Here is a 24,800-nt window from a genome sequence, read left to right on the forward strand (position 1 = left end):
CATGAAAAAACGGACCGCGCGGGGTCCGTCTTGCAGGGATCTTACTCGTTGTCGTGCGCGTCCAGCGGCACCTTGGCGGCCGGTTCCGCGCCTTTTCCCATGCCCGGCAACAAGTGGCCCAGCTTGCGCGCCTTGGTGCCGAGGTAGCCGATATTGAACGGGTTATGGTTGGCGATCAGCGGGATGCGCTCGGCCACCGGGATGCCGTTGTCTTCCAGCGCCTTCACCTTGCGCGGGTTGTTGGTCATCAACCGCAGGCTGGTGATCTTCAGGTGCGCCAGCATCGGCAGCACGATGGTGTAGCGGCGCATGTCGGCCGGAAAACCCAGGCGCTCGTTGGCTTCGACCGTGTCGGCCCCCTGATCTTGCAGGTGGTAAGCGCGGATCTTGTTCAACAGGCCGATGCCGCGGCCTTCCTGGCGCAGGTAGAACAGTACGCCACGGCCTTCCTTGGCGATCTTCTTCAATGCTGCTTCCAACTGGGCGCCGCAATCGCAGCGCTGCGAGAACAGGCCGTCACCGGTCAGGCATTCGGAATGCACGCGGCCCAAGACCGGCTCGCCGTTACCGACATCGCCCAAGGTCAGCGCCAGGTGTTCCTTGCCGGAAATCTCATCGTAAAAGGCATGCAGTTCAAATGTCGCCCACGGCATGGGCAACTTGCACGAACTGACGAATTCGAGTTTTTCTTCCGGCACGGCGCCGGGCTCAATCGGTGACGACATGACAACCTGCTTTCAATACGGATGCGGTGAACCGCGTATCTTACCTTGCGGCGGGGTTTATTTCAGGACCTGCAGATGATGGCGATCATTCGCTTTGCAAGCCGGCCCGGCACCGGCAAGACCTGCCAAAAACGACTCAGCCCCGCCATGGGCGGGGCTGAACGGGCGATTCAGGCAAAAACTGGATTACACCAATCCATGCGCCTGCTGGTCCGCATGGTAGCTGGAACGCACCATGGCGCCGACAGCGGCGTGCACGAAGCCCATCTTGTAGGCTTCTTCCTCATACATCTTGAAGGTGTCGGGGTGCACGTAGCGGCGCACCGGCAAGTGGTCGCCACTGGGCATCAGGTACTGGCCGATGGTCAGCATGTCGACGTTGTGTGCGCGCATGTCGCGCATGACCTGCAGCACTTCCTCGTCGGTTTCGCCGAGGCCGACCATGATGCCGGACTTGGTCGGCGTTTCCGGGTGCAGGTCCTTGAAGCGCTTCAACAGGTTCAGCGAGTATTCGTAGTCGGAACCGGGGCGTGCTTCCTTGTACAGGCGCGGCGCGGTTTCCAGGTTGTGGTTCATGACGTCCGGCGGGGCCATCTTGAGGATTTCCAGCGCGCGGTCCATGCGGCCGCGGAAGTCCGGGGTCAGGATCTCGATGCGGGTCTCGGGCGACAGTTCGCGCACGCGGCGGATGCATTCGGCGAAGTGGGCGGCGCCGCCGTCGCGCAGGTCGTCGCGGTCGACGCTGGTGATCACCACGTACGAAAGCTTCAACTGGGCGATGGTCTTGGCCAGGTTTTCCGGCTCATTGGGGTCCAGCGGGTCGGGACGGCCGTGGCCGACGTCGCAGAACGGGCAGCGGCGGGTGCACTTGTCGCCCATGATCATGAAGGTGGCGGTGCCCTTGCCGAAGCATTCGCCGATGTTGGGGCAGGAGGCTTCCTCGCACACGGTCACCAGGTTGTTGGCTCGCAGGATGTCCTTGATCTCGTAGAAGCGCGTGGTCGGCGAACCGGCCTTGACGCGGATCCAGTCCGGCTTCTTCAGTTTCTCGGCGGCCACGATCTTGATCGGGATCCAGGCGGTCTTGCCGGCGCCCTTCTGCTTGTCGAGCGGATTGGCGCGCGCCGCGTTGCTGGAGGAATCTGCTGCTGGAGTGATGTCGGTAGTCATGATGTCGGTGTTTCCGGCGCCCGGCGTATGCCTCAGCGCCCGTCTATGCCCGTGAAGCGGGCGATCAGTTTCTCGGCAAGCAGCGCCTGGACGTCGGCCAGGCGGGCATCGTCGGCGCCCAGGGTCTTCATGTCGACCGTGGCCAGGCCTTCGTAGCCGCAGGGATTGATCCAGGAAAACGGCATCAGATCCATGTCGACGTTGAGCGATACCCCATGGTAAGTGCACCCGTTGCCGCGGATCTTCAAGCCCAATGCGGCCACCTTGGCGCCCTGCCACGGCCCGTCGGCGGCATAAATGCCCGGCGCGCCCTGCTTGCGTTCACCGGCGAGATTATACGCCGCCAGCGTGTCGATCACCGCCTGCTCGATGTTGTGCACGAACTCGCGCGCGAACAGCCGGGCTCCGGTGCGGCTGCGGCGCAGGTCCATCAGCAGATAGATCACCACCTGGCCGGGGCCGTGGAAGGTGACTTCGCCGCCGCGGTCGGTCTGCACTACCGGGATGTCGTGGGGATTCAATACATGGGAACGGTCGGCGCCCAGGCCCAGCGTGTAGACCGGGGGATGCTCGACGATCCAGAGCTGGTCGGGCGTCTCGGCGGTGCGCGCGTCGGTGTAGGCGCGCATGGCCGCGAAACTGGCCTCGTAGGGCTCGGTGCCGCGCCGCACGATCTGGGGCAGGCCGGAACCGGTCAGGATGGTGGGCGAAGCGGCAAGCTGCTGCGCGCCTACGGTTTGTGTTGCTGTCTGCATGGCTGCCAGTTTAGCGAACTTCGCTCTGGCCCGTCGGCGCGGCAAGGGTTTTGACGGAAAATATTGCATTAGGAGCAATATTCATGGCTGGAAAACGTTGGAAAAAGGCGACCGGCCGGCCGCCTCGTTCTCCCGGCTCAGAACCAGCGGATCAGCCCGCGCGGCAACAGGCGGCTGATGCGTAGCGCGCCCTGGCCGTCCGCCGTGCAGCAGTCGGCGATAGCCGGCTGCTGGCGGACAAACCAGCCGCGCACCGCCCGAACGGCACGCGCCAGCGGGCCGGGCAGCGGCAGGATGTCAAATTCGGCGCAACCCTTGACGGCTTCAAACACCGCCAGCCCGCGGCCGTGGAAATCGAAGTCGCGGCCGGGGCTCAGCCACACGTCCGCCCCGCCCTCTTCCACCGTCAGCCAGATCAACCCACTGCGCACCCTCACGCGTACCGGGCTTTGCAGCCGCATGGCGTGGACGCGCCCTTCTTCAAGGCATAGCGGGGCCTGTTCGTTTGTGAATGAAATTGGCATGGCGGACTCCTTTTCCCGTTTCGCCGGACAAGCCCGGGCCAAGCCTCTATGCCTTGCCCTTCTAGGATATTTCCGGTGATTTCGTTGAATTGGATTTCATTGTAGGAAGCCTCACGCGCAAACCAAAACGATATATATTCGGCGTTATTGCGAATCAAATTCACAAGGAACCAGCATGGCCGACTTGAGGAAGCTACCCAACCTGGCGGCGCTGCGCGCCTTCGATGCCGCCGCGCGCTACGAATGCTTCTCGCGCGCCGCCGAGGAAATCCATGTCACGCCCGGCGCCATCAGCCACCAGGTGCGCGCGCTGGAAGAGGAGCTCGGCCTGCAGCTGTTCATCCGCCACGGCAAGCGCATTTCAGTGACCGAAACCGGCCAGCGCTTCGCCGCCACCATCCGCAAGTCGCTGTCCGAGATCGCACTGGCGGCCGAGCACTTGCGCAGCCTGAACCGCCAGCAACGGCTGGTGATATCGAGCACGCCTTCGTTTGCCTCGCGCTGGCTGGCGCCGCGCCTGTGGAAGTTCATCGACCGCCATCCGGAGATCGAGGTGGTGCTGCAGTCGGGCAGCCATTTATCCGACTTGCGCCTGGACGGCGTCGATGTCGGCCTGCGCTTCGGCCGCGGCGGCTATAGCGGTGTGGTATCGGAAAAACTGAGCGACGATTACTACTACCCGGTGGCTTCCCCCGCCTACCGCAGCAAGCGCGGCAAAAAACCCTCCAAACTCGCCGACCTCGCGCAATGCACACTGCTGCGCATGGACCAGCGCGAATCCTGGCAGCCCTGGCTGCAACAAGCCGGGCTGGATTTGCCGGAGCCCACCGGCGGACTGGTGATCGAGGATTCTTCGCTGACCCTGCGCGCGGCGGCTGACGGCAGCGGCGTGGCGTTGACCCGGCACATGATCGCCTCGCAGGAAATCGCCGCCGGCGAAGTGGTGCGGCTGTTCGACGTGGCCCTGAAGGCCGACGAATCGTATTACTTCGTGCACCTTCCTGAGGGACAAGAGAAGCCGGCCGTGGCTGAATTCAAGAAGTGGATCTTCATGGAAATGAAGCTCTTCCGCGAAACCGGCGGCTGGCCCGGCTGATTTCCCCAAACAAAAACCCGGCGCGCCTTGGCAGGCAACGCCGGGTTTCATAAGCAAGCGCGCAAGGGCTTACAGCACGAATTTCACCTTCTCGTGCGACGACAGCGCGCGGTACAGGTTATCCAGCTGCTCGCGGCTGGTGGCACGGACGGTCAGCGTCAGCGACAGGTACTTGCCCTGCGAGGACGGCCGCATCTCCAGCTTGCCGGCATGGAATTCAGGGTCGTGCTCGACCACCAGTTCGACGATAGTCTGGGCGAATTCATCGTGCAGGATCCCGACCACCTTGATCGGGAAGTCGCTCGGATATTCGATGAGGGATTCTTCGGTTGGGATAGTCATGGCAGTATGGCTCAGCGTGTTCCGCTGGCGTTCCGTTTTCAATGTACCCATATGGGGCTCAAACGGCCGGCTTCAAGCGGAAGGGGTTGCGGGAGGGGGAATGCCGACATTTTACGCCATACAACGGCAAATCAAGCCCACAATACACCCCAACACGCACATGGGCCGCACTTGGCGGCCCATGCAAGCAAAAAACCTCAAACGGCTTACAGGCGCGCCTTGGCCGCCTGGTAAGCAGCGTAGACCTTGGCATAGACCGGACCCGGCTTGCCGCTGCCGATGGGCTTGCCGTCCAGCGTCACCACCGGCAGCACTTCCTTGCTGGCCGAGGAGATGAACAGTTCATCGGCGGCGAACACCTCGTCGCGCAGGATGCGGCGCGCTTCCAGCGCGATGCCCTGCCCGGCGCACAGTTCTTCCATCAAACCGTAGCGGATGCCTTCCAGGATCAGGTTGTCCTTGGGCGGCGCGGAAATCTTGCCGTCCTTGACCACCCATACGTTGGACGAGGATGCCTCGGACAGGAAACCGTCGCGGAACTGGATGGCCTCGGTCACTTCGTTTTCTGCCGCGAACTGCGCCGCCAGCACGTTGCCCAGCAGCGAGGTCGACTTGATCTGGCAGTTCAGCCAGCGGCGGTCTTCCATGCTCACGCAAGCCACGCCGTTTTCGCGCGCGGAGGCCGGCGGCAGCACCATGGGATTGGTCATGATCAGCACGGTCGGCACCACTTCCTTGGGGAAAGCATGCGCACGCTTGGCCACGCCGCGCGTGACCTGGATGTAGATCATCTGGTCGTCCAGGTTGTTGGCCTGCACCACGCGCTCTATCAGGGCGAACCATTCGGCTTCGTTATGCGGATTCGGAATGGAGATGGTCTTCAGGCTGCGGAACAGGCGCGCCAGGTGCTGTTGGCCGCGAAAGGCCTTGCGGCCATACATCGGGATCACTTCATAGATGCCGTCACCGAAGATGAAACCTCGATCCAGCACGGGAACGCGGGCTTCGGACAGGGGCGTGAGTTCGCCGTTCAGGTAGACGATGGGGTCGTTCATGGTGAATTTTCCAAGTGGTCGGGAATGAGGGAAAGCGGTGGATTCGCAGCCGCCATTCAAAGATTGTGGCATACGCAAGTGTACGGGGTTATGCAAAAACGGTATTGCATCTCCCGTTTTTCACTTGCCGCCGGACGACGCTGGGCCCTGACTTTCACCAGGACGGCATGCGAGGTTTAAAGCGCCGCAACCTCTACCCGGCATCCCTCGCCTTCGCCCATCGGCACGAACCTCCAGCGCAGCGAATGGAAGCGCGCCAACGTCTCGCGGTGGGCGATGCTGACCACCGTCACGCCCGGCAGCTCCCGCGGCAACGCTGCGTACAGCACTTCTTCGGTTTCGCCATCCATGGCGCTGCTGGCCTCGTCCAGAAACACCAGCGCCGGCCGGTTCAGGAACACCCGTACGAAGGCCAGGCGCTGCTGCTCGCCAGGCGACAAGGCATGGCTCCAGTTGGCGGCCTGGTCCAGTCGGCCAACCAGTTGCGGCAACCGGCACAGCGCCAGGTAACGCGCGATCGTCGCATCGTCGAAACTGCCTTCGGCAGCCGGGTACGACAGTGCCGCGCGCAAGGTGCCGATCGGCAGGTAACTGCGCTGCGGCAGGAACATCATCGCCGCGTCGGCAGGCAGGCCGATACGCCCGCGCCCATAGGGCCAGACATCGGCGATGGCGCGGATCAGCGTCGACTTGCCGCAGCCGGAAGGGCCGCTGACCAGCACATGCTCGCCCGATTCCAGGCGCGCATCCATGCCGCGCAACACAACGCCGCCATCCGGCAAGGACAGCTGCAGGCCTTCGATGGTCAGCGCGCTGCCGGTGTGCCGCTCGACCTCGATGGTGCGCGCCATGCCTTGCGCACGCTCGACGTCGGCATTGAAGCCGGCCAGGCGGTTGATGCTGGCCTTCCAGCTGGCCAGCGTGGTGAAGGCGTTGATGAACCACGACAGCGCATCCTGCACCTGGCCGAAGGCATTGCTGATCTGCATCAGCACGCCCAGCGAGATGGCGCCGGAGAAATAGCGCGGCGCCGACACCAGCATCGGAAAAATGACCGCGAACTGGCCGTAGAAATTGACCGCGATATTGAGCTTCTTGGTCACGCGCATGATGTCCCACCAGTTGCCTCGGATGTCGTCCAGGCGCGCGGTGAGCTGCGCGCGCTCCTGCGCCTCGCCGCGATATAAGGCGACGGCTTCCGAATGTTCACGCACGCGGATCAGGCCGAAACGGAAGTTCGCCTCGAAGCGTTCCTGGTTGAAATTCAGGCCGACCAGCGGCTGGCCGATCCACCACACAACGGCCGAACCGACCGCCGCATAGGCCACCGCGAACCACACCATGTAACCGGGAATGCTCCATGCCTGTCCCAGCGCGGAGAAGGAAGCCGGCCCGCTCACCAGCCACAGGATATGCACGAAGGAGAGCAGCGTGACGCTGCTGGAGATGAAGCCCAGCACCAGCGACAGCGTGTCGGAAGTCAGCGCGCGCAAATCCTCGGCAATACGCTGGTCGGGGTTGTCGGAGAGGCGGCCCTGCTGGCCCTGTTCGATGCGGTAGTAGGCGCGGTGCGCCAGCCAGCGATCCATGTAGCGCTCGGTCATCCAGTAGCGCCAGCGGATCTGCAGCGCCTGCGTCAGATAGACGCTGTAGATGGCGACCACGATGAAGACGAAGGCCAGGCCGGAGAATTGCCACAGCAGCGATTTGAACTGCGGGTAATTGTGCGCCTGGAGCACGTCATACATGTCGCGGTTCCAGGAATTGAGGCGCACGTTGATGTAGACCATCCCCAGGTTCAGGGCAATGATCGCGAACAGGAGGCCGAAGGCTTTCCATTTCTGGTCGGAAGCCCAGAACGGTTTGATCAGTTTCCAGACGGCGGCGCGGCCGGGGCTGCTGGGTGGCGTAGTGTTGGTCATGGCAAGCGGGTTGGCGATGGACTTGCCGACCAGCTTGCCGTTACAGACTTAAGCCAGACTTAACATCCGCCGATGCAGGAACCTGTTCCAAGGAAGCGACAATTCGTTTTTTCCGACAAGTGTTTTCCTGTGCGGCGGTGTACGCAATCCTTCCCGTTATGAGATCATTCGGCTTCATCTTTTCCTTCTGCAACGCTCCGGCTCCCTAAAATGGCCGGATGCCGCAGGAAAACAGTAAGGAAGACAAGCCATCGCCGTACCGGGCAACAAAATAAGCGGCCTTAAGCCGCACCCGCCCAGCAACACCTGCGCGCACGGTCATCCGATCGATACCGACTTCCCGGCGCGCAACGATGAATGAATAATAATTGACGCCCCGCCTGCCCGGCCCGACACGCTCACATCGACCGTCGGCGTCGCGGCGACGCCACTTGCGGCAGGCCCGGCTTTTGTGGAGTTTGCATGTTCGCCTGGTTCGAAAAACTGGTTCACCCCTATCCCGAAGACCATCCCTTGCCGCCCCCGCGCGGCTTCATGAGCTTCATCTGGTTCTGTACCCGTGGGGTACGCGGCTACATTGCGGCCATGACCTCGATGACTGCCATCATCGGCGTGTTCGAGGCAATGCTGTTCGCCATGATGGGCCGCGTTGTCGACTGGCTGGCCAAGGTCGAGCCGGCCCAACTGTGGGCGCAGGAAGGCCACCATCTGCTCTGGCTGTGCCTGGTGCTGGCCGGCAGTCCGCTGCTGGTCGCGCTGCAGACGCTGTACAAGCACCAGACCCTGGCCGGCAATTTCCCGATGCTGCTGCGCTGGAATTTCCACCGGTTGATGCTCAGCCAGAGCATGAGCTTCTACCAGAACGAGTTCGCCGGCCGGGTTGCCACCAAGGTAATGCAAACGGCATTGGCGGTGCGCGACTTCTGCATGATCACCGGCGACATCATGGTGTTCATCGTGATCTACTTCGTCACGCTGATCGCCGTGGTCGGCACCTTCGACCTGCTGATGCTGGTGCCCTTCATGATCTGGCTGGTCGCCTATGCGATCGCCATGCGCTACTTCGTGCCGCGCCTGTCCAAGGTGGCCCGCAACCAGGCCGATGCCCGTTCGCTGATGACCGGGCGCATCACCGATGCCTATACCAACATCGCGACAGTCAAGCTGTTCTCGCACGCCGGCCGCGAAGCCGGCTACGCGCGCAGCGCCATGCGCGAGTTCCTGGTCACGGTGAACCAGCAGATGCGCCTGGTATCCGGCTTCGAAGTGGTCAACCACATCCTGAACATGGTGCTGATCATCGGCACCACCGGCATCGCGCTCTACCTCTGGACGCAAGGCAAGGTCGGCATCGGCGCAGTGGCGGCTGGCACCGCGATGGCGCTGCGCCTGAACGGGATCGCGCACTGGGTCATGTGGGAAATGGCTGCGCTGTTCGAACACGTGGGCACGGTGCAGGACGGCATCAACACGCTGTCGCGCGCACATGATGTGAAGGACACGCCCGATGCCAAACCCTTGCTGGTGAAACAAGGCGAACTGCGCTTTGAAGGCGTGAACTTCAGCTATGGCGGCGCCGCACCGCGGCCGGTGGTGGATCGTCTGAACCTGGTGATCCGCCCGGGCGAAAAGATCGGCCTGGTAGGACGCTCCGGCGCCGGCAAGTCGACCATCGTCAACCTGCTGCTGCGCTTCTACGATATCGAAGGCGGCCGCATCATGATCGACGGCCAGGACATTGCGCATGTCACGCAAGACAGCCTGCGCGCCCAGATCGGCATGGTGACGCAGGATACTTCGCTGCTGCACCGCTCGGTACGCGACAACATCCTCTACGGCCGCCCCGATGCCGGCGATGCCGAGATGATCCATGCCGCCAAGCGCGCCGAAGCGCACGACTTCATCGGCACGCTGGCCGATGCCAAGGGCCGCGCCGGCTACGACGCGCATGTGGGCGAACGCGGCGTGAAGCTCTCCGGCGGCCAGCGCCAGCGCATCGCGATCGCCCGCGTCATGCTCAAGGACGCGCCCATCCTGCTATTGGATGAAGCCACCAGCGCGCTCGACTCGGAAGTCGAAGCGGCCATCCAGACCAGCCTGTACAAGCTGATGGAAGGCAAGACCGTGGTCGCCATCGCGCACCGCCTGTCGACCATCGCGGCGATGGACCGCCTGATCGTGCTGGATCAGGGCCGCATCATCGAGCAAGGCACGCACAGCGAACTGCTGGCCGCCAACGGCCTGTATGCGCGGTTGTGGGCGCACCAGAGCGGCGGGTTTCTGGGTGAAGAAGATGATGAGCCGGCTGAAGCGATGGCCTGAGGAAAACGCAAGGTCTGGAGATGGCCCCGTCAATGTGACGGGGCTTTTTTTTGCGGGAAGCGCTCAGCAAGACAAAACTCCCCGACATCACCGCGACGCTCACTCCAGCGTGAACGAAGCCGTCTTCACGTCCTTGGAATCGAGCCCCACCTGCACCTGGAATTCGCCCGGCTCGGCCACGTGTTCCAGCTTGGCGTTGTAGAAGCTGAGCGCCTTCGCATCGATGGTGAAGCGCACTTCCTTTTGCTCGCCCGGCTGCAGCAACACCTTGCGGAAGTCCTTCAGCTCCTTGACCGGACGCACCACCGAAGCGGCCACATCGCGGATGTACAACTGCACCACGGTAGCGCCGGCGCGGCGGCCGGTGTTCTTCACGGTGACCGTGGCATCGACGCGGCCATCGGCTTTCATCACCGGCTGTGACATGGTCACACCGGACAGGCTGAACTCGGTGTAGCTCAAGCCATAGCCGAATGGGTAGAGCGGTCCGTTGGGTTCTTCGAAGTACTGCGAGGTGTAGTTGCCCGGCTTGCCTTCGGTGAACGGACGGCCCAGGCGCGCGTGGTTGTAGTAGCTGGGGATCTGGCCCACCGAGCGCGGGAAGGTGATCGGCAATTTGCCCGAGGGGTTGACGTCGCCGAACAGGATGTCGGCAATCGCATGGCCGCCTTCAGTGCCGGTGTACCAGGTCTCGAGAATGGCGGAAGCATTGTCGCGCGCCCAGTTCAGGTCCAGCGGACGGCCGTTCATCAGTACCAGCACCAGCGGCTTGCCGGTGGCCTTCAACGCCTTGAGCAAGGCCATCTGGTTCTCCGGCAACGTCAGCTGCGTGCGGCTCGACGACTCGTGCGACATGCCGCGCGACTCGCCCACTGCCGCCACGACCACGTCCGCACTGCGCGCCGCCTTGACCGCCTCGGCGATCATGGCTTGCGGGCTGCGCTTGTCCTGCACCACCTCGGGGTCGTCCCAGTTGAGGAAGTTGAGGTAGTCGACGATGTGCTTGTCTTCAGTGATGTTGGCGCCGCGCGCGTAGACCAGTTTGGCCTTGGCGCCGAGCGCATCCTGCAGGCCCTGTTTCAGCGTGACGGTCTGCTTGTCCACTCCTGCCCCCGACCAGCTGCCCAGCATGTCGATATGCGAATCCGCCAGCGGGCCGACCAGTGCGATGGCTCCCGTCTTCTTCAGCGGCAACGTGGCATTGCGGTTTTCCAGCAGCACCATGGACTGTTGCGCTACCTCACGCGCGGCGGCGCGGTGCAGGCGGCTCTCGGCATTCACGCTGGGCGGATCGCCGGCGGCCTGGCCGATGCGCACGTAAGGGTCCTGGAACAGGCCCATGTCGTACTTGGCGCCAAGGATCTCGCGCACGGCATTGTCGAGATCCTGCTGCGCTACCTTGCCCGACTTGAGCAAGCCCGGCAGCTGGCTGAGGTAGACCTGGTCGGCCATGCTCATGTCGGTGCCGGCCTTGATCGACAGTTGCGCCGCTTCGGCCTCGTCGCGCGCCACGCCGTGGTTCACCAGTTCGGTGATGGCGCCGTGGTCGCTTACGGTCAGCCCTTTGAAGCCCCACTCGCGGCGCAGCAGGTCTTGCAGCAGCCAGACATTGGATGTGGCAGGCGTGCCGTTGATGGAGTTGAGCGCCACCATGATCGCGCCGGCGCCGGCATCCACTGCGGCGCGATAAGGCGGCAGGTAGTCGTTGTACATGCGCTGCGGGTCCATGTTGACCACGTTGTAGTCGCGTCCGCCCTCGACCGCGCCATACAGCGCGAAGTGCTTGACGCTGGCCATCAGGCGGTCGGCGGCGATGGGCTTCTTCTCGCCCTGCAGCGCGCGCACCGAGACTTCAGCGATGCGCGACACCAGATACGGATCTTCGCCGAAGCCTTCCGAAGTACGGCCCCAGCGCGGATCGCGGCTGATGTCGACCATCGGTGCGAAGGTCATGTCGATACCGTCGGCAGCGGCTTCTTCGGCGGCGGTGCGCATGGCGGTGGCGACCACGTCCAGGTCCCAGCTCGAGGCCAGCCCGAGGCCGATCGGGAAAGTGGTGCGATGGCCGTGGATCACGTCGTAGGCGAAGAACATCGGGATCTTCAGGCGCGAACGCATGGCGCCATCCTGCAACGGCCGGTTGTCGGCGCGCGTGACCGAGTTGAAGGTACCGCCGACGCGACCGGCGGCGATTTCATCGGCCAGTTTTTTGGCAGGCATGTCGGGGCCGATGCTGACCAGGCGCAATTGGCCGATCTTTTCATCAACCGTCATCTGCGACATCAGGTCATTGATGAAGGCGGCCTTATCGCCAAGCAGGGCCGGCTTGCCCTGCGCATATGCCTGCGGCGCCAGGAGGCTGACGGCACAGGCCAGCGCACACACTGATGCAATGTAGCGATGACGTGAACGGCGCGCGTGAGCGGCCGGCCTGGCGGGGTGCTTGATGAACACGTAAATTCCTCTCTTTTTATAGGACGCATCTCACGCCTGTGGATGAAATGCGTTCTGAAACTTTGACCGCGGCACGTCCTCATACTGGAGGCGCCGCGGACTGGAAACGGATGATGCCGTCGGTGCGGGAGCCCTGGCGCGATGAATGCTTGCGCATTTTCCTGCGCATTTGCTTGTTCTATGACGTGCCGGTGGCTGGACGGTTCGCTATATTATTCTGTTTTAATGCTTGCCGGGCTCTGCCCCCGCTGCCGATCGCAGCGCAAAGTTGCCATGGCGGCACCTGCAGGCGCCGCGTCCTTATGGAGAAATAAGTGATTCTGAACGTGTTCAAGCGCATTCCCCTGCCCAGCGCCTTGCTGTTGTCTGCCGCCCTGCTGGCAACGGCTGCGCAGGCCCAGACTTTTTCGCTGGACCAGGTGACGGCCCGCGCCAAGGAACTGGTCGAGCAGCCTTACCGCAAGCCTGTGAGCAATCTGCCGCCGGTGTTTTCCAGCATGCAGTTTGCCGACTATATGAAGATCCAGCCCAAGAGCGAGAAGTTCGAATGGCGCGACCAGAAGACGCCATTCAAACTGGCCTTCTACCACCAGGGCATGCAGTTCAACTCGCCGGTACTGATCCATGAAATCGTCGGCGGCCGCATGCAAGAGATCGGCTACAGCACCGACCGCTTCGACTTCGGCGACCTGCATTTCGACAAGGAGAGCACTTCGCACCTGGGATATGCGGGCTTTCGCGTGGTCTATCCGGTCAACAGCCCCGGCAAGGAAGACGAGGTGATGAGCGTGCTGGGCGCGAGCTATTTTCGCGTGATCGGCAAGGGGCAGGTGTACGGCCTGTCTGCGCGCGGCCTGGCCATCGATACCGCGATGATGAGCGGCGAGGAATTCCCGCACTTCACCGAATTCTGGATCCAGCGCCCCGCCAGCGGCGACAAGCAGCTGACCTTCTACGCCCTGCTCGACTCCCCGCGCGCCACCGGCGCCTACAAGTTCACCCTCACGCCCGGCCAGGATTCGGTGCTGGATGTGCAGGCGCGCGTGTTCTTGCGCGGCGAGGTGGCCCGCCTGGGCATCGCGCCGCTGACCAGCATGTTCCTGTTCGGTCCCAACCAGCAATCGTCCAGGCGCAACTTCCGTCCGGCCATCCATGACTCCAACGGCCTGGCGATCCACACCGGTTCCGGCGAATGGCTGTGGCGTCCGCTCAACGATCCGCAGAACGTGGAAGTGAGTTCGTTCGAAGTAACCAATCCCAAGGGCTTCGGCCTGCTGCAGCGCGGCCGCGAGTTCGCCAATTTCGAGGACCTGAAAGACCGCTACGACCTGCGCCCGAGCGCATGGATCGAGCCCAGGGGCGACTGGGGCAAAGGCGCCGTGCAGCTGGTGGAAATTCCCACTGCCGACGAAACCAACGACAACATCGTAGCCTACTGGCTGCCGGCGCAATTGCCGGCCAAGGGTGTGCCGATGGCTTTCGATTACCGCATCCACTGGACCATGGACGAGGCCGCGATCCTGAAGGATGAAGTAAGCTGGGTGAAGCAGACGTTCCACACCGATGGCGAGCTGACCCAGGCCAACCTGATCCGCAGCTTCGACGGCACGACCGCCCTGCTGGTCGACTTCACCGGCCCGGCACTGGCCAAGCTGCCGGCCGGCGCGCAGGTCAGTCCGCAAGTCAGCATCAGCAACAACGGCGAACTGATCGATGCCAAACTGCAACCCAACCCGGCTATCAACGGCTGGCGCCTGACGCTGCGGGTCAAGGTCCGGAATTCGGCGCAGGCGGTGGAGTTGCGTGCGGCGCTGTTGTCCGGTCCCAAGGTGCTGACCGAGACCTGGAGCTACCAGTTGCCGCCGCGTTCGGATGTGCAGCGGACGTTCTGATCGCCAGCCTCCTAAAAATTATTTATATAATTAATTCCAGCCGCTTCCGTTGAAGCGGCTTTTTTACGATCCAAATGAAAATGCCGTCCAGCCTGAACTGGACGGCATTGCGGCTTGACGTGCTGCCGGCTTATCCGATTAGCCTCAGGACTCCACCGATTCCCCGCGCAGGCGGGTAATCACGCCATCCAGCGCATCGAGATCGTTGAAGCTGATGACCAGTTGCCCCTTGTTCTTGGCGCCGGTCTTGATGCTGACCTGAGTGGCCAGCAGGTCGGACAGCTCTTCTTCCAGGCGTGCGATGTCGCGCGATTTTTCCTTGCCTTCACGCGGCTTCGCGGCCTGTTCTGCAGAGGCACGCGTGACCAGCTTTTCGGCGTCGCGCACCGACATGCGCTTGGCGACGATCTGGTTGGCCAGCTGGATCTGGGTAGCCGAGTCGACCACCAGCAGCGCACGGGCATGGCCCATGTCGATGTCGCCGGCCATGAGCATGGTCTGCACCGGCTTGGCCAGGTTCAGCAGGCGCAGCAGGTTGGACACTGCGCTGCGCGAACGGCCCACGGCAACCGCAGCCTGTTCGTGCGTGAACGAAAAGTCGGTGATCAGGCGGTGAATGCCTTGCGCCTCTTCCAGCGGATTGAGGTCTTCGCGCTGCATGTTTTCGATCAGCGCCATGGCGGCGGTGGTCTGGTCGTCGACGTTCTTGACCAGCACCGGCACCTCGGTCAGGCCGGCGATCTTGGCGGCGCGGAAACGGCGCTCGCCGGCGATGATCTCGTAGATATCCTTGCCGTTCTTCTGGCCGATGGCGCGGATCAGGATCGGCTGCAGCAAGCCTTGTTCCTTGATCGAGGCTGCCAGTTCATTGAGCGCACCTTCGTCCATGCGGCTACGCGGCTGGTATTTGCCGGCCTGCAGCTCGGTCACCGCCATCACGCTGGGCAGGCCAGCTTGCGCGGCTTGCGCCTGGGCTTCTTCGGTAATGTCGGACGAGCCGCCCAGAAGCGCATCGAGTCCGCGCCCCAAGCCTTTGGATTTTTTCAGTGATGTTGCCATTGGATTGCCTGTTACTTATAAGGTCTTGATGCGCTCGACCATTTCCGCGCCGAACGCGATATAGGCTTGCGCACCCTTGGAGTTGGGATCGAAGTTCACGCCCGGCACGCCGTAGGACGGCGCTTCTGCCAGACGCACGTTGCGCGGGATGACGGTCTTGAAGACCTTGTCGCCGAAGTGCTGCTCAAGCTGGTCGGAGACTTGCTGCGACAGCGTCATGCGCGGGTCGAACATCACGCGCAAGAGGCCGATCACCTTCAGCTCCGGGTTCAGCTTGGCATGCACCTTCTTGATGGTGTTGACCAGGTCGGACAGGCCTTCCAGCGCGTAGTACTCGCACTGCATCGGGATGATCACGCCATGCGCCGAACACAAGCCGTTCAGCGTGAGCATGGATAGCGCCGGCGGACAATCGACCAGGATGAAGTCGTAGTCGTCGGCCACGGAAGCGAAGGCGTTTTTCAAACGCGCCTCGCGCTGCTCCAGCTCGACCATTTCGACTTCGGCGCCGGCCAGTTCGCGGTTGGCTGGCAGCACGTCGAAGTTGCCGGCTTCCGAGGTCTTGCGCACGCTGCGGATGTCGGACATCCCCAGCAGCACTTCGTAGATCGAGCCTTCCAGCGTCGCCTTGTTGATGCCGGCGCCCATGGTGGCGTTGCCCTGGGGGTCGAGGTCAGCCAGCAAGACCCGTTGGTTCAGTTGCGCCAGACCGGCGGCGAGGTTGACTGCTGTGGTGGTTTTACCGACGCCGCCCTTTTGGTTGGCGACGCAAAAAATTTTAGCCATGTCTTTTTTATTGAGTAGTCAACTTGATGCCGAAACCGATCAGGAACACGCCTGCCGCGCGCGAAGCCAGGGTAGCGATGGTGCGGTTGCGCGCCAGACGCCGCGCAGCCGCATTGCCGATCAGGACCAGGATGCTGCCGTAGAAAACGGTGCAGCAGCAGATCACCGCGCCCATCGTGACAAAAGTGAGCGCACCCTGTTGCGTGGCGGGGTCCAGGAACAGCGGGAAGAACGCCATGTAAAACACGATGGCTTTCGGGTTGATCAGCGTCACCAGAAAGCCGCGCCGGAAATCCGCAGCGTTGGAAAAGGGTACGACTGTACCACCGCCCTCGCCTCTTGCAAACAACAGCCGCAGTCCGAGGTAGGCCAGATAGGCCGCGCCCAGGTACTGCATGCCGCGAAACAGCAGCGGATTGGCATGCAGCAGCGCCGCCACACCAATGGCCGCCAGGAACATCAGGACGATGTCGCCCAGCATCAGCCCGGCAATAGCCGCGAAGCCGCCGCGCAAGCCATGCTTGGCCGAGCAGGTCAGTACACAAAAAGTGCCGGGGCCCGGCAACAGCAGGAACACCATGGTGGCGGCAACCAGTTGCCAGATGTCGGTGATGCCGATGGTATGAAACAGTGCCTGCATATTGCCTCTCCCTTTGCTGTTCTTGCCGTCCCGCAGTCATTGCGGACGCGGCGGCGTTTATTCATTACTGCCGGGTCTTCACCAGGCGCGCGGTATCGAAACCCTGCTTGGTGGCGTTGTTGACTGCGTTCTCATATTGCTCGTCGCTGATGGCCGGCGTGCGCGAGAGTATCCACAGGGATTCGCGCGAAGGGCTGCCGACGGTGACCAGCGTGTATTGTGCATCCAGTTCCGTGACCCAGTAATCGCTCCAGACCCACGGCAGCCACGACAACCATGACGGCATGAAGCTGACTTGCAGCTTGGCGTTGCTGCTGCCGCCGACTACGCGTGCCAGTCCCTGTTCCTCATCGTTGCCATCGGCGGTCTTGCAGCGGCTGGTGACGTCGATATCGCCATCGCTGCGGGCGCGGTATTCGGCAATGGTGCCGGACACGCATTTTTTCTGGAAGCCGTTGGGAATCTTGGCGATCTCATACCACTTGCCTGCATAGCGCTTGAGGTCGACCGAGGGTACGGTCTTCACTTCCTGCGCACCGGCTGCGGTCATGAGGACCAGTGGCATGAGCATGGCAGCCGCAGCCTTGGCGATGGAGATTTTCATCAGGACTTTCTTTCCAAAAAGATGAGATGCCGCTCGGCATCCAGTCCCGGTACATGCAAGGCTTGTACCTTGTTCACGTTCCAGCCCGGCGGCAGCCGGTCGATCTCCTGTTGCGGCATGATGCCCTTGAGGGCAATGTACTTGCCGCCCTCTTGCAACAGATGGTTCGACCAATCGATGAAGTCGTTCAGTTCGGCGAAGGCGCGCGAGGTGATGACATCGTATTGTTGCTCAACAGGCAACTGTTCGACGCGTGCATGGACCACCGAAACATTTCTTAATTGCAACTCCGCCTTCACTTGAGTCAGGAAGGCGGTTTTCTTTTGCACCGTATCGACCAGGGTGATGCTCATCTGCGGCTCGGCTTCAGCCGCCCAGATCGCCAGCACGATGCCCGGCAAGCCACCGCCGGCACCCACATCCAGCACGCGCTGCGCACCGGCGAAGGCCGATACCGCGGCCAGCGAGTCCAGCAGGTGATGGGTCATCATCTGCGCCGGATCGCGCAACGCAGTCAGGTTGTAGACCTTGTTCCATTTCGCCAGCAGCGCCTGGTAGGCCAGCAAGCGCGACAATTGGCGTTCGCTCAGGTGCAGGCCGAGTTCGGCGGCGCCGTCCTTCAGGGTCTGGGTCAATGGGTTCTGGTCTGCCGTAATGCTCATCCGTATTCCGTTTTCTTGTGCTTGCTGTCCTGGCCTGTCAGGCGCCGCGCTCAGGCCGCTTCGTTGGTCTCGCCCTGCGCCAGCTTCAGGCCGCCCTTTTTCAGGTGGACCAGCAGCAGCGACAGCGCCGCCGGGGTCACGCCGGAAATGCGGGACGCCTGGCCCAGGGTTTCAGGCTTGTGCTTGTTGAGCTTCTGGCGCACTTCGATCGACAGCGCCTTGACCTCCATGTAGTCGAGGTCAGCCGGCAGCTTGAGGTTTTCATTGTGGTCCTGGCGGCTGATCTCGCTGGCCTGGCGGGCGATGTAGCCGGCGTACTTGACCTGGATCTCGACCTGTTCGCGCACCGGCCCATCTTCGATGCCAGGGCCGGCCAGCGGCTGGCCTTCGGCGCCGGTCAGGCTCATCAGGCTGTCATAGCTCACGTTCGGGCGGCGCAGCAAGTCGAGCAGATTGTATTCGTGCTCGATGGCCTTACCGAGCACGCGTTCGGCTTCGGCAGCGGCCAGGATACGCGGATTGACCCAGGTGGTCTTCAGGCGCTCCATTTCACGTGCAACCGCTTCGCGCTTTTTCTCGAAGACTTCCCATTGCGCGTCGCCGACGCAACCGAGCCGGCGTCCGATGTCGGTCAGGCGCAGGTCGGCATTGTCTTCGCGCAGCGACAGACGGTATTCGGCGCGGCTGGTGAACATGCGGTACGGCTCCTGCACGCCCTGGGTGACCAGGTCGTCGACCAGCACGCCAAGGTAGGCTTCATCGCGGCGCGGGGCCCAGGCGTCGCGGCCCTGGGTCTGCAGCGCGGCATTGAGGCCGGCCAGCATGCCCTGGGCAGCGGCTTCTTCGTAGCCGGTGGTGCCGTTGATCTGGCCGGCGAAGAACAGTCCCTGAATCTGGCGGGTTTCCAGCGACGACTTCAGGCCGCGCGGATCATAGTAATCGTATTCGATGGCATAGCCGGGACGCAGGATGTGGGCGTTTTCCAGCCCCTTCATCGACCGCACCAGCTCCAGCTGCACGTCGAACGGCAGGCTGGTGGAAATGCCGTTGGGGTAAAACTCGTGGGTAGTCAGGCCTTCGGGTTCCAGATAGATCTGGTGCGAATCCTTGCCGGCGAAGCGATGGATCTTGTCTTCGATGGATGGGCAGTAACGCGGGCCCACGCCTTCGATCACGCCGGTGTACATCGGGCTGCGGTCCAGGCCGCCGCGGATGATGTCATGGGTACGGCTGTTGGTATGGGTAATCCAGCACGGCATCTGCTGCGGGTGCATGGCCGTATTGCCCATGACCGAGAACACCGGCACCGGATCGAAGTCGCCCGGCTGCTCTTCCAGGATCGAAAGATTGATGCTGCGGCCGTCGATACGTGGCGGAGTGCCGGTCTTCAGCCGGCCTTGCAGCAGCTTCAGCTCCTTCAGGCGCGCCGACAGCGACACCGCCGGTGGATCGCCGGCGCGGCCGCCGGCATAGTTATTGAGGCCGACGTGGATCTTCCCGTCCAGGAAAGTACCGGCGGTCAGCACTACCGCCCTGCCCTGGAACCGGATACCGGCCTGGGTCACGGCACCGACCACGCGGTCGCCTTCGATCATCAAATCGTCCACCGCCTGCTGGAACAGCCACAGGTTGGGCTGGTTCTCCAGGCGCGAACGGATCGCCTGCTTGTACAGGATGCGGTCCGCCTGGGCGCGGGTAGCGCGCACGGCCGGTCCCTTGGACGAGTTCAGGATGCGGAACTGGATGCCGGCTTCGTCAGTGGCGATCGCCATCGCCCCACCCATGGCATCGACTTCCTTGACCAGATGGCCCTTACCGATGCCGCCGATGGACGGGTTGCAGGACATCTGGCCCAGTGTTTCGATGTTGTGCGTCAACAGCAGGGTCTTCTGGCCCATGCGTGCCGCGGCCAGTGCAGCTTCCGTGCCGGCGTGCCCGCCGCCGACAACGATGACGTCAAATTGTGTGGGGAATAGCATGATGCGCCTCGTGGAGACGGTGTGAACAGAGGCGAGATTATAAAGTCTTTTGGATGATGGGGTCGGAAGGCTGCCTGGATTATGTGGAATATCGGCATGGGGTGATGCAGGTTTACCTCATTCCCGGCTCTACCGATATCCGCTAGCTATCGGATAGCTATCCGGCATCGACTGTTTCACGTGAAACATTTGGCGACAAAAACCATGTGAACACAAAACAAAACGGAGCCGCAGCCCCGTTTGATTTTCTTCCCCAATTTTGATGCGATGTTTCACGTGAAACATCGGACCAAAAACACAACCCTTTTTCCTTATCTCAGGAAGGCATCGTACCCGCTCTTCAAGATCAATGCCCCCACCACCAGCAAAAACAATTTGCGCACGAATACGCTGCCATGTTTCATCGCCAGCCTGGTGCCCACCAGCGAACCACCAATATTGAATACCGCCATCAGCAATCCCAACTGCCAGATCACGTGGCCGCTATAGCCGAACCAGCACAGGGCGGCCAAATTGGTCGCGATATTGACGAACTTGGAGACTGCCGATGCCGACAGGAAGTCATAACTGAATACGCGCACAAACAGGAAAACCAGGAAGCTGCCGGTACCCGGGCCAAAAACGCCGTCGTAGAAACCAACGCCGGCCCCGATCAGTGCGGCATAAATCATTTCCTTGGCGCCGCTCAAGGTAGGCGCATGGGTCTGCCCAAAGTCTTTTTTCTTCAGCGTATACACCGCCACTGCAATCAATACAAAGGGCAAGGCCTTGCGGATCAGATCGGTCGGGATGTGCGTAACCACATAAGCGCCGAAGAAGGATAAGGCGAATGCCGCGATCGCCGCCGGCGTTACCGTGCTCCAGCGTACCGCGACCTTGCGGGCGAAATTGATGGCTGCGGCGCTGGTTCCCATGACACCTGCTACTTTATTGGTGCCAAGCAATGTTGCCGGCGGCGTATTGGGAAATACCGAGAACAAGGTCGGCACCAGTACCAGCCCGCCCCCACCGACGACCGCATCGATCAGGCCGGCGACAAAAGCAGCGGCGCACAGGATCAGGTAATCAGCCATGGCGGATCACCAGTACAGGAAAACGAGATTGCATGGAAAGGCTTTCGATCGAAGACAAACTGGCGCGATTGTTATTGTTGAATACAGCTCCCGGCCCTGGCCGGGAGCGCTATTCTACCCTGCCCTCAGCTTCCACATTGGCAACAGATCCAGCCGCCCTTTCTCTGTTACGCAACAGCAGCATCTGTTATGCAATCAGGCCGTACCGGCAAAAAAATACCGCCGGCAATCATCTCTCGATGACTTGCCGGCGGCAAGGATGCCATCGCAGGGATGGCGAACTTCTCTCTCAAACTCAGTGCGACTGGCTTGCCGATCCCTTCTTGGTCAAGGCCAGGATTTCGCCAACGATCCCCTTGCGGAACAAGAGCACGCAAATGATGAAGATGAAGCCGGTCACGATGGTCACCGAATCACCCAGGGTATTGAACCAGTCGATATGGGTCACATTCGCCAGCCAGCTGCCGATATCGCCCAGCTTGTTCTCCAGCATGATGATGATGATGGCGCCGACGATGGGACCGACGATGGTACCCAGCCCGCCAACCAGGGTCATCAGCACCACCAGGCCGGACATGCTCCAGTGCACATCGGTCAGCGTCTCGAAGCCCAGCACCAGGGTCTTGGTGGAGCCGGCCAGGCCGGACAGCGCAGCCGACAGCACGAAGGCCAGCAGCTTGTAGCGCGCCACGTCATAACCCAGCGAGATGGCGCGCGGCTCGTTCTCCTTGATCGCCTTCAATACCTGGCCGAAGGGAGAGTTGATGGTGCGCACGATCAGGGCGAAGCCGAAGATGGCGATGGCCAGCACCACGTAGTACAAGGTCAGGTCGTTGCTGAGATCGATAAAGCCCAGCAACTTGCCGCGCGGCACGCCTTGCAGGCCATCTTCACCGCCGGTAAAGGATGCCTGCAGCGCAACGAAGTACAGCATCTGCGCCAGCGCCAGGGTGATCATGGTGAAGTAGATGCCCTGGCGGCGGATTGCCAGCAAGCCCATCACCAGGCCGATCAGCGCCGCCACACCGGTGCCCACCAGCAAGCCCAGTTCCGTCGGTAGGCCCCACACCTTCAGCGCCTGGCCGCACAGATAGCCGGCCCAACCAAGGAAGGCAGCATGGCCGAAAGACAGCAGGCCGGTATAGCCGATCAGCAAGTTGAAGGCGCAGGCGAACAGCGCAAAGCACAACATCTTCATCAGGAACACCGGATAGAGCCCAAACGGTGCAGCCAATGCAAGTATTAACAAAATAACAACTATCAGTTTCTTGTTCATGCCGGTCTCCCGATTATTTCTCTTTGCCGAACAGGCCGGCCGGACGGATCATCAGCACGATCGCCATGATGATGAACACCACGGTGGCTGACAGCTCGGGATAAAACACCCGGGTCAGGCCTTCAATCAGGCCCAGTGCAAGACCGGTGACGATGGAGCCCAGGATGGAGCCCATGCCGCCGATCACCACCACTGCGAAGACGGTAATGATCAGGTTCGATCCCATCAGCGGAGAGACCTGGATCACCGGGGCCGCCAGCACGCCCGCGAATGCCGCCAGTCCCACGCCAAAGCCATACGTGAGGGTAACCATCAGCGGCACATTGATGCCGAAGGCTTCGACCAGCTTGGGGTTTTCGGTACCGGCGCGCAGGTAAGCGCCCAGGCGCGTCTTCTCGATCACGAACCAGGTCACGAAGCACACCACCAACGAGGCCACGACGACCCATGCGCGGTAGTTCGGCAGCACCATGAAGCCGAGGTTGGTTGCGCCTTGCAGCGCATCAGGCACCGAATACGGCTGGCCCGAGACGCCATAGATGGAACGGAAGATGCCCTCGATCATCAGCGTGATGCCGAACGTCAGCAGCAGGCCATACAAGTGGTCGAGCTTGTAGAGCCAACGCAGCATGGTCTTCTCGATGATGATGCCGAAGATGCCGACCAGGACAGGCGCAAGCGCCAGCATGACCCAGTAATTGAGATCGAAGTAACTCAACCCCATCCAAGCCAGGAAAGCGCCCATCATGTAGAGCGTTCCGTGCGCGAAGTTGATCACGTTGAGCAAGCCGAAAATCACTGCCAGGCCGAGCGACAGCATGGCGTAGAAAGAGCCGTTGACCAACCCCAGCAGGAGCTGGCTCAGCAAGGCTTGCAAGGGGATTCCGAATAGTTCCATAAAAACCCGTTCATCCAGATGGGTGAAGAACGCAACCGCTTATTTGCCTAGACAGAAGCCGCCCGCGAACAAAATCGGGGGCCGCTTCCAACAGCAAAAATCTGCCATTTCCGGCCAGCAGAAATGACAGATTTTGCGGATTGCCTTTACTGCCGCTTCTTTTACTGCCGCCTTTCAGCGTTGATGCGGTTGATGCCTGTGATACGTCCTGCGCATTACTTCCACAGCGCGCACTTGGACTCTGCCTTGGTGGTCCATGCCTGTTCAGCAGGAATGGTCTGCACCAGCTTGTAGTAGTCCCACGGATACTTCGATTCCGACTGCGCCTTGACCTGGTACAGGTACATGTCGTGCATCACGCGGCCGTCGGCGCGCAGGTAGCCGTTCTTCTGGTACATGTCGTTGAACTTGGTCTTGCGCAGCTGGGCCATGACCTTGTCCGGATCGTCGGTACCGATTTGCTTGACCACCTTCAGGTACTGCAGGGCTGCCGAGTAGTCGGCGGCTTGCAGCGACGAAGGCATTTTCTTGCGCACGGCGAAGTAACGCTTGGCAAAAGCGCGCGTTTCTTCGTTGGCATCCCAGTACCAGCTATCGGTCAGGTACAGGCCTTCGGTGGTCTTCAGGGTCAGCGAGTGCACGTCGTTGATGAACACCAGCAGGCCGGCCAGCTTGGCGGTCTTGGTGATGCCGAACTCATTGGCCGCCTTGACCGAGTTGATGAAGTCGCCGCCGGCATTGGCCAGGCCGATGATCTGCGCCTTGGAGCTTTGCGCCTGCAGCAGGAAGGAAGAGAAGTCCGAAGCGCCCAGCGGGTGCTTCACGGAACCGACCACGGTACCGCCCGATGCCTTCACCACGGTTGCGGTGTCGGCTTCCAGCGAGTGGCCGAACGCGTAGTCGGCGGTCAGGAAGAACCAGCTCTTGCCGCCCTGCTTCACCACTGCCGAACCGGTACCCTTGGCCAGGGCCACGGTGTCATACGCATAGTGCACGGTGTACGGCGAGCACTCTTCGTTGGTCAGGCGCGCGGAGCCGGCGCCGATCTGGATGTAGACCTTCTTCTTCTCGGCTGCAACCTTGGCCGAAGCCAGCGCAGTACCCGAGTTGGTGCCGCCGATCAGCATGTTCACGCCCTGCTGGTCGAACCATTCGCGCGCCTTGCTGGCGGCGACGTCGGCCTTGTTCTGGTGATCTGCCACCAGCAGTTCAACCTTCTTGCCGTTGACCGAACCGCCCATGTCAGCGATCGCCATCTTGATCGCTTCGGCGCCGCCCTGGCCGTCGATGTCGGAATACACACCGGAGATATCGGTGATGAAACCGATCTTGATCACGTCTCCGGAGGTCTGCGCCGATGCCGACGACACCATGGAAAACGCTGCGGCTGCAGCGGTGACAGCAAGTGCCATTGCCTTAAGTTTCATTTTCATCTCCTCAGTTATATGAGCCCGCTAAATTGATAGACCTGCGAGACAGCTTTATGTTGAGCGGAAAAGGGATCGCCTCCCCGCGACGTACTTGTTGGCAGTACTTTTTATGATTCTTGCGACAGCATCCGTTCAC

Annotated in this window: 21 protein-coding genes; 3 read left to right on the plus strand and 18 right to left on the minus strand. The window is 61.7% G+C overall.

Annotated features, from left to right (window positions below):
• Positions 1 to 41: 41 nt before the first annotated feature.
• The 4 genes from ribA to AKL28_RS13240 all read right to left on the minus strand — a co-directional run bounded on the left by ribA (position 42) and on the right by AKL28_RS13240 (position 3,174).
• On the minus strand, positions 42 to 725 hold the full coding sequence (gene ribA / locus AKL28_RS13225; RefSeq protein WP_050468615.1) for a GTP cyclohydrolase II: 684 nt from the start codon (positions 723 to 725) through the stop codon (positions 42 to 44).
• A 186-nt stretch (positions 726 to 911) separates the two neighbouring features.
• Positions 912 to 1,895 (minus strand): lipoyl synthase, encoded by a 984-nt coding sequence (lipA, locus tag AKL28_RS13230; RefSeq protein WP_050468616.1) that lies wholly within the window; start codon positions 1,893 to 1,895, stop codon positions 912 to 914.
• A 32-nt stretch (positions 1,896 to 1,927) separates the two neighbouring features.
• On the minus strand, positions 1,928 to 2,650 hold the full coding sequence (lipB, locus tag AKL28_RS13235; RefSeq protein ID WP_050468618.1) for a lipoyl(octanoyl) transferase LipB: 723 nt from the start codon (positions 2,648 to 2,650) through the stop codon (positions 1,928 to 1,930).
• A 137-nt stretch (positions 2,651 to 2,787) separates the two neighbouring features.
• The gene (locus AKL28_RS13240) at positions 2,788 to 3,174 is read right to left on the minus strand and encodes a DUF2917 domain-containing protein (protein ID WP_082221488.1); all 387 of its coding nucleotides are present in this window, start codon (positions 3,172 to 3,174) and stop codon (positions 2,788 to 2,790) included.
• 175 nt (positions 3,175 to 3,349) lie between these two features.
• Here AKL28_RS13240 and gcvA point away from each other — a divergent pair, with 175 nt between their 5' ends.
• Entirely contained in the window at positions 3,350 to 4,270 is a 921-nt protein-coding gene (gene gcvA / locus AKL28_RS13245) for a transcriptional regulator GcvA (RefSeq protein ID WP_050468620.1), read from the plus strand.
• 69 nt (positions 4,271 to 4,339) lie between these two features.
• Here the strand turns inward: gcvA and AKL28_RS13250 are convergent, their stop codons facing one another.
• The 3 genes from AKL28_RS13250 to AKL28_RS13260 form a co-directional block, all read right to left on the minus strand.
• Positions 4,340 to 4,663 carry an HP0495 family protein gene (locus AKL28_RS13250; protein WP_082221489.1) on the minus strand — a complete coding sequence of 108 codons (324 nt, stop codon included), beginning with the start codon at positions 4,661 to 4,663 and terminating at the stop codon, positions 4,340 to 4,342.
• 155 nt (positions 4,664 to 4,818) lie between these two features.
• Positions 4,819 to 5,667, minus strand: coding sequence for a D-amino acid aminotransferase (locus tag AKL28_RS13255; RefSeq protein WP_050468621.1), 849 nt, complete (start codon positions 5,665 to 5,667; stop codon positions 4,819 to 4,821).
• A 176-nt stretch (positions 5,668 to 5,843) separates the two neighbouring features.
• Positions 5,844 to 7,589, minus strand: coding sequence for an ABC transporter ATP-binding protein/permease (locus AKL28_RS13260; RefSeq protein WP_050468622.1), 1,746 nt, complete (start codon positions 7,587 to 7,589; stop codon positions 5,844 to 5,846).
• A gap of 462 nt (positions 7,590 to 8,051) precedes the next feature.
• Here AKL28_RS13260 and AKL28_RS13265 point away from each other — a divergent pair, with 462 nt between their 5' ends.
• Positions 8,052 to 9,911 (plus strand): ABC transporter ATP-binding protein, encoded by a 1,860-nt coding sequence (locus tag AKL28_RS13265; protein WP_050468623.1) that lies wholly within the window; start codon positions 8,052 to 8,054, stop codon positions 9,909 to 9,911.
• A gap of 99 nt (positions 9,912 to 10,010) precedes the next feature.
• On the opposite strand, the gene bglX is transcribed toward AKL28_RS13265, so the two are convergent.
• On the minus strand, positions 10,011 to 12,365 hold the full coding sequence (gene bglX, locus AKL28_RS13270) for a beta-glucosidase BglX (RefSeq protein ID WP_050468624.1): 2,355 nt from the start codon (positions 12,363 to 12,365) through the stop codon (positions 10,011 to 10,013).
• Positions 12,366 to 12,679: 314 nt separating this feature from the next.
• Between bglX and AKL28_RS13280 the strand changes: the two genes are divergently transcribed.
• A complete protein-coding gene (locus tag AKL28_RS13280; RefSeq protein ID WP_414735700.1) occupies positions 12,680 to 14,257 on the plus strand; it encodes a glucan biosynthesis protein G in 1,578 nt (525 codons plus the stop codon).
• Between the two features lie 144 nt (positions 14,258 to 14,401).
• Here the strand turns inward: AKL28_RS13280 and AKL28_RS13285 are convergent, their stop codons facing one another.
• The 10 genes from AKL28_RS13285 to AKL28_RS13330 all read right to left on the minus strand — a co-directional run bounded on the left by AKL28_RS13285 (position 14,402) and on the right by AKL28_RS13330 (position 24,661).
• Positions 14,402 to 15,316, minus strand: coding sequence for a ParB/RepB/Spo0J family partition protein (locus AKL28_RS13285; protein WP_050468626.1), 915 nt, complete (start codon positions 15,314 to 15,316; stop codon positions 14,402 to 14,404).
• A gap of 15 nt (positions 15,317 to 15,331) precedes the next feature.
• Positions 15,332 to 16,102, minus strand: a complete 771-nt coding sequence (locus AKL28_RS13290) for a ParA family protein (protein ID WP_050468627.1) — start codon at positions 16,100 to 16,102, stop codon at positions 15,332 to 15,334.
• A gap of 7 nt (positions 16,103 to 16,109) precedes the next feature.
• Positions 16,110 to 16,742 carry a leucine efflux protein LeuE gene (gene leuE / locus AKL28_RS13295; protein ID WP_050468628.1) on the minus strand — a complete coding sequence of 211 codons (633 nt, stop codon included), beginning with the start codon at positions 16,740 to 16,742 and terminating at the stop codon, positions 16,110 to 16,112.
• A 64-nt stretch (positions 16,743 to 16,806) separates the two neighbouring features.
• Complete coding sequence (locus AKL28_RS13300; protein WP_050468629.1) at positions 16,807 to 17,346, minus strand: lipocalin family protein; 540 nt, start codon at positions 17,344 to 17,346, stop codon at positions 16,807 to 16,809.
• Positions 17,346 to 18,008, minus strand: a complete 663-nt coding sequence (gene rsmG, locus AKL28_RS13305) for a 16S rRNA (guanine(527)-N(7))-methyltransferase RsmG (protein ID WP_050468630.1) — start codon at positions 18,006 to 18,008, stop codon at positions 17,346 to 17,348. Before rsmG ends, AKL28_RS13300 begins: the two co-directional genes overlap by 1 nt.
• 50 nt (positions 18,009 to 18,058) lie before the next feature.
• Positions 18,059 to 19,987 (minus strand): tRNA uridine-5-carboxymethylaminomethyl(34) synthesis enzyme MnmG, encoded by a 1,929-nt coding sequence (gene mnmG, locus AKL28_RS13310; RefSeq protein WP_050468631.1) that lies wholly within the window; start codon positions 19,985 to 19,987, stop codon positions 18,059 to 18,061.
• A 311-nt stretch (positions 19,988 to 20,298) separates the two neighbouring features.
• Positions 20,299 to 21,060: a sulfite exporter TauE/SafE family protein gene (locus AKL28_RS13315; protein WP_050468632.1), complete on the minus strand. Its 762-nt coding sequence runs from the start codon at positions 21,058 to 21,060 to the stop codon at positions 20,299 to 20,301.
• Positions 21,061 to 21,355: 295 nt separating this feature from the next.
• Positions 21,356 to 22,336 (minus strand): branched-chain amino acid ABC transporter permease, encoded by a 981-nt coding sequence (locus AKL28_RS13320; RefSeq protein ID WP_050468633.1) that lies wholly within the window; start codon positions 22,334 to 22,336, stop codon positions 21,356 to 21,358.
• Positions 22,337 to 22,349: 13 nt separating this feature from the next.
• A complete protein-coding gene (locus AKL28_RS13325; protein WP_050468634.1) occupies positions 22,350 to 23,234 on the minus strand; it encodes a branched-chain amino acid ABC transporter permease in 885 nt (294 codons plus the stop codon).
• Between the two features lie 215 nt (positions 23,235 to 23,449).
• Positions 23,450 to 24,661 carry an ABC transporter substrate-binding protein gene (locus tag AKL28_RS13330; RefSeq protein ID WP_050468635.1) on the minus strand — a complete coding sequence of 404 codons (1,212 nt, stop codon included), beginning with the start codon at positions 24,659 to 24,661 and terminating at the stop codon, positions 23,450 to 23,452.
• Between the last annotated feature and the right edge of the window lie 139 nt (positions 24,662 to 24,800).

Source organism: Herbaspirillum chlorophenolicum (genome assembly GCF_001189955.1).
Lineage (GTDB): Bacteria > Pseudomonadota > Gammaproteobacteria > Burkholderiales > Burkholderiaceae_D > Herbaspirillum > Herbaspirillum chlorophenolicum.

Coding starts and splice junctions, on each gene's coding strand:
- AKL28_RS13255 (WP_050468621.1), bottom strand. CDS start 5,667: ATGAACGACCCCATCGTCTACCTGAACGGCGAACTCACGCCCCTGTCC.
- AKL28_RS13325 (WP_050468634.1), bottom strand. CDS start 23,234: ATGGAACTATTCGGAATCCCCTTGCAAGCCTTGCTGAGCCAGCTCCTG.
- AKL28_RS13250 (WP_082221489.1), bottom strand. CDS start 4,663: ATGGGTACATTGAAAACGGAACGCCAGCGGAACACGCTGAGCCATACT.
- AKL28_RS13265 (WP_050468623.1), top strand. CDS start 8,052: ATGTTCGCCTGGTTCGAAAAACTGGTTCACCCCTATCCCGAAGACCAT.
- lipB (WP_050468618.1), bottom strand. CDS start 2,650: ATGCAGACAGCAACACAAACCGTAGGCGCGCAGCAGCTTGCCGCTTCG.
- AKL28_RS13290 (WP_050468627.1), bottom strand. CDS start 16,102: ATGGCTAAAATTTTTTGCGTCGCCAACCAAAAGGGCGGCGTCGGTAAA.
- gcvA (WP_050468620.1), top strand. CDS start 3,350: ATGGCCGACTTGAGGAAGCTACCCAACCTGGCGGCGCTGCGCGCCTTC.
- lipA (WP_050468616.1), bottom strand. CDS start 1,895: ATGACTACCGACATCACTCCAGCAGCAGATTCCTCCAGCAACGCGGCG.
- mnmG (WP_050468631.1), bottom strand. CDS start 19,987: ATGCTATTCCCCACACAATTTGACGTCATCGTTGTCGGCGGCGGGCAC.
- AKL28_RS13260 (WP_050468622.1), bottom strand. CDS start 7,589: ATGACCAACACTACGCCACCCAGCAGCCCCGGCCGCGCCGCCGTCTGG.
- AKL28_RS13240 (WP_082221488.1), bottom strand. CDS start 3,174: ATGCCAATTTCATTCACAAACGAACAGGCCCCGCTATGCCTTGAAGAA.
- AKL28_RS13320 (WP_050468633.1), bottom strand. CDS start 22,336: ATGAACAAGAAACTGATAGTTGTTATTTTGTTAATACTTGCATTGGCT.
- AKL28_RS13300 (WP_050468629.1), bottom strand. CDS start 17,346: ATGAAAATCTCCATCGCCAAGGCTGCGGCTGCCATGCTCATGCCACTG.
- AKL28_RS13330 (WP_050468635.1), bottom strand. CDS start 24,661: ATGAAACTTAAGGCAATGGCACTTGCTGTCACCGCTGCAGCCGCAGCG.
- rsmG (WP_050468630.1), bottom strand. CDS start 18,008: ATGAGCATTACGGCAGACCAGAACCCATTGACCCAGACCCTGAAGGAC.
- AKL28_RS13285 (WP_050468626.1), bottom strand. CDS start 15,316: ATGGCAACATCACTGAAAAAATCCAAAGGCTTGGGGCGCGGACTCGAT.
- AKL28_RS13315 (WP_050468632.1), bottom strand. CDS start 21,060: ATGGCTGATTACCTGATCCTGTGCGCCGCTGCTTTTGTCGCCGGCCTG.
- leuE (WP_050468628.1), bottom strand. CDS start 16,742: ATGCAGGCACTGTTTCATACCATCGGCATCACCGACATCTGGCAACTG.
- ribA (WP_050468615.1), bottom strand. CDS start 725: ATGTCGTCACCGATTGAGCCCGGCGCCGTGCCGGAAGAAAAACTCGAA.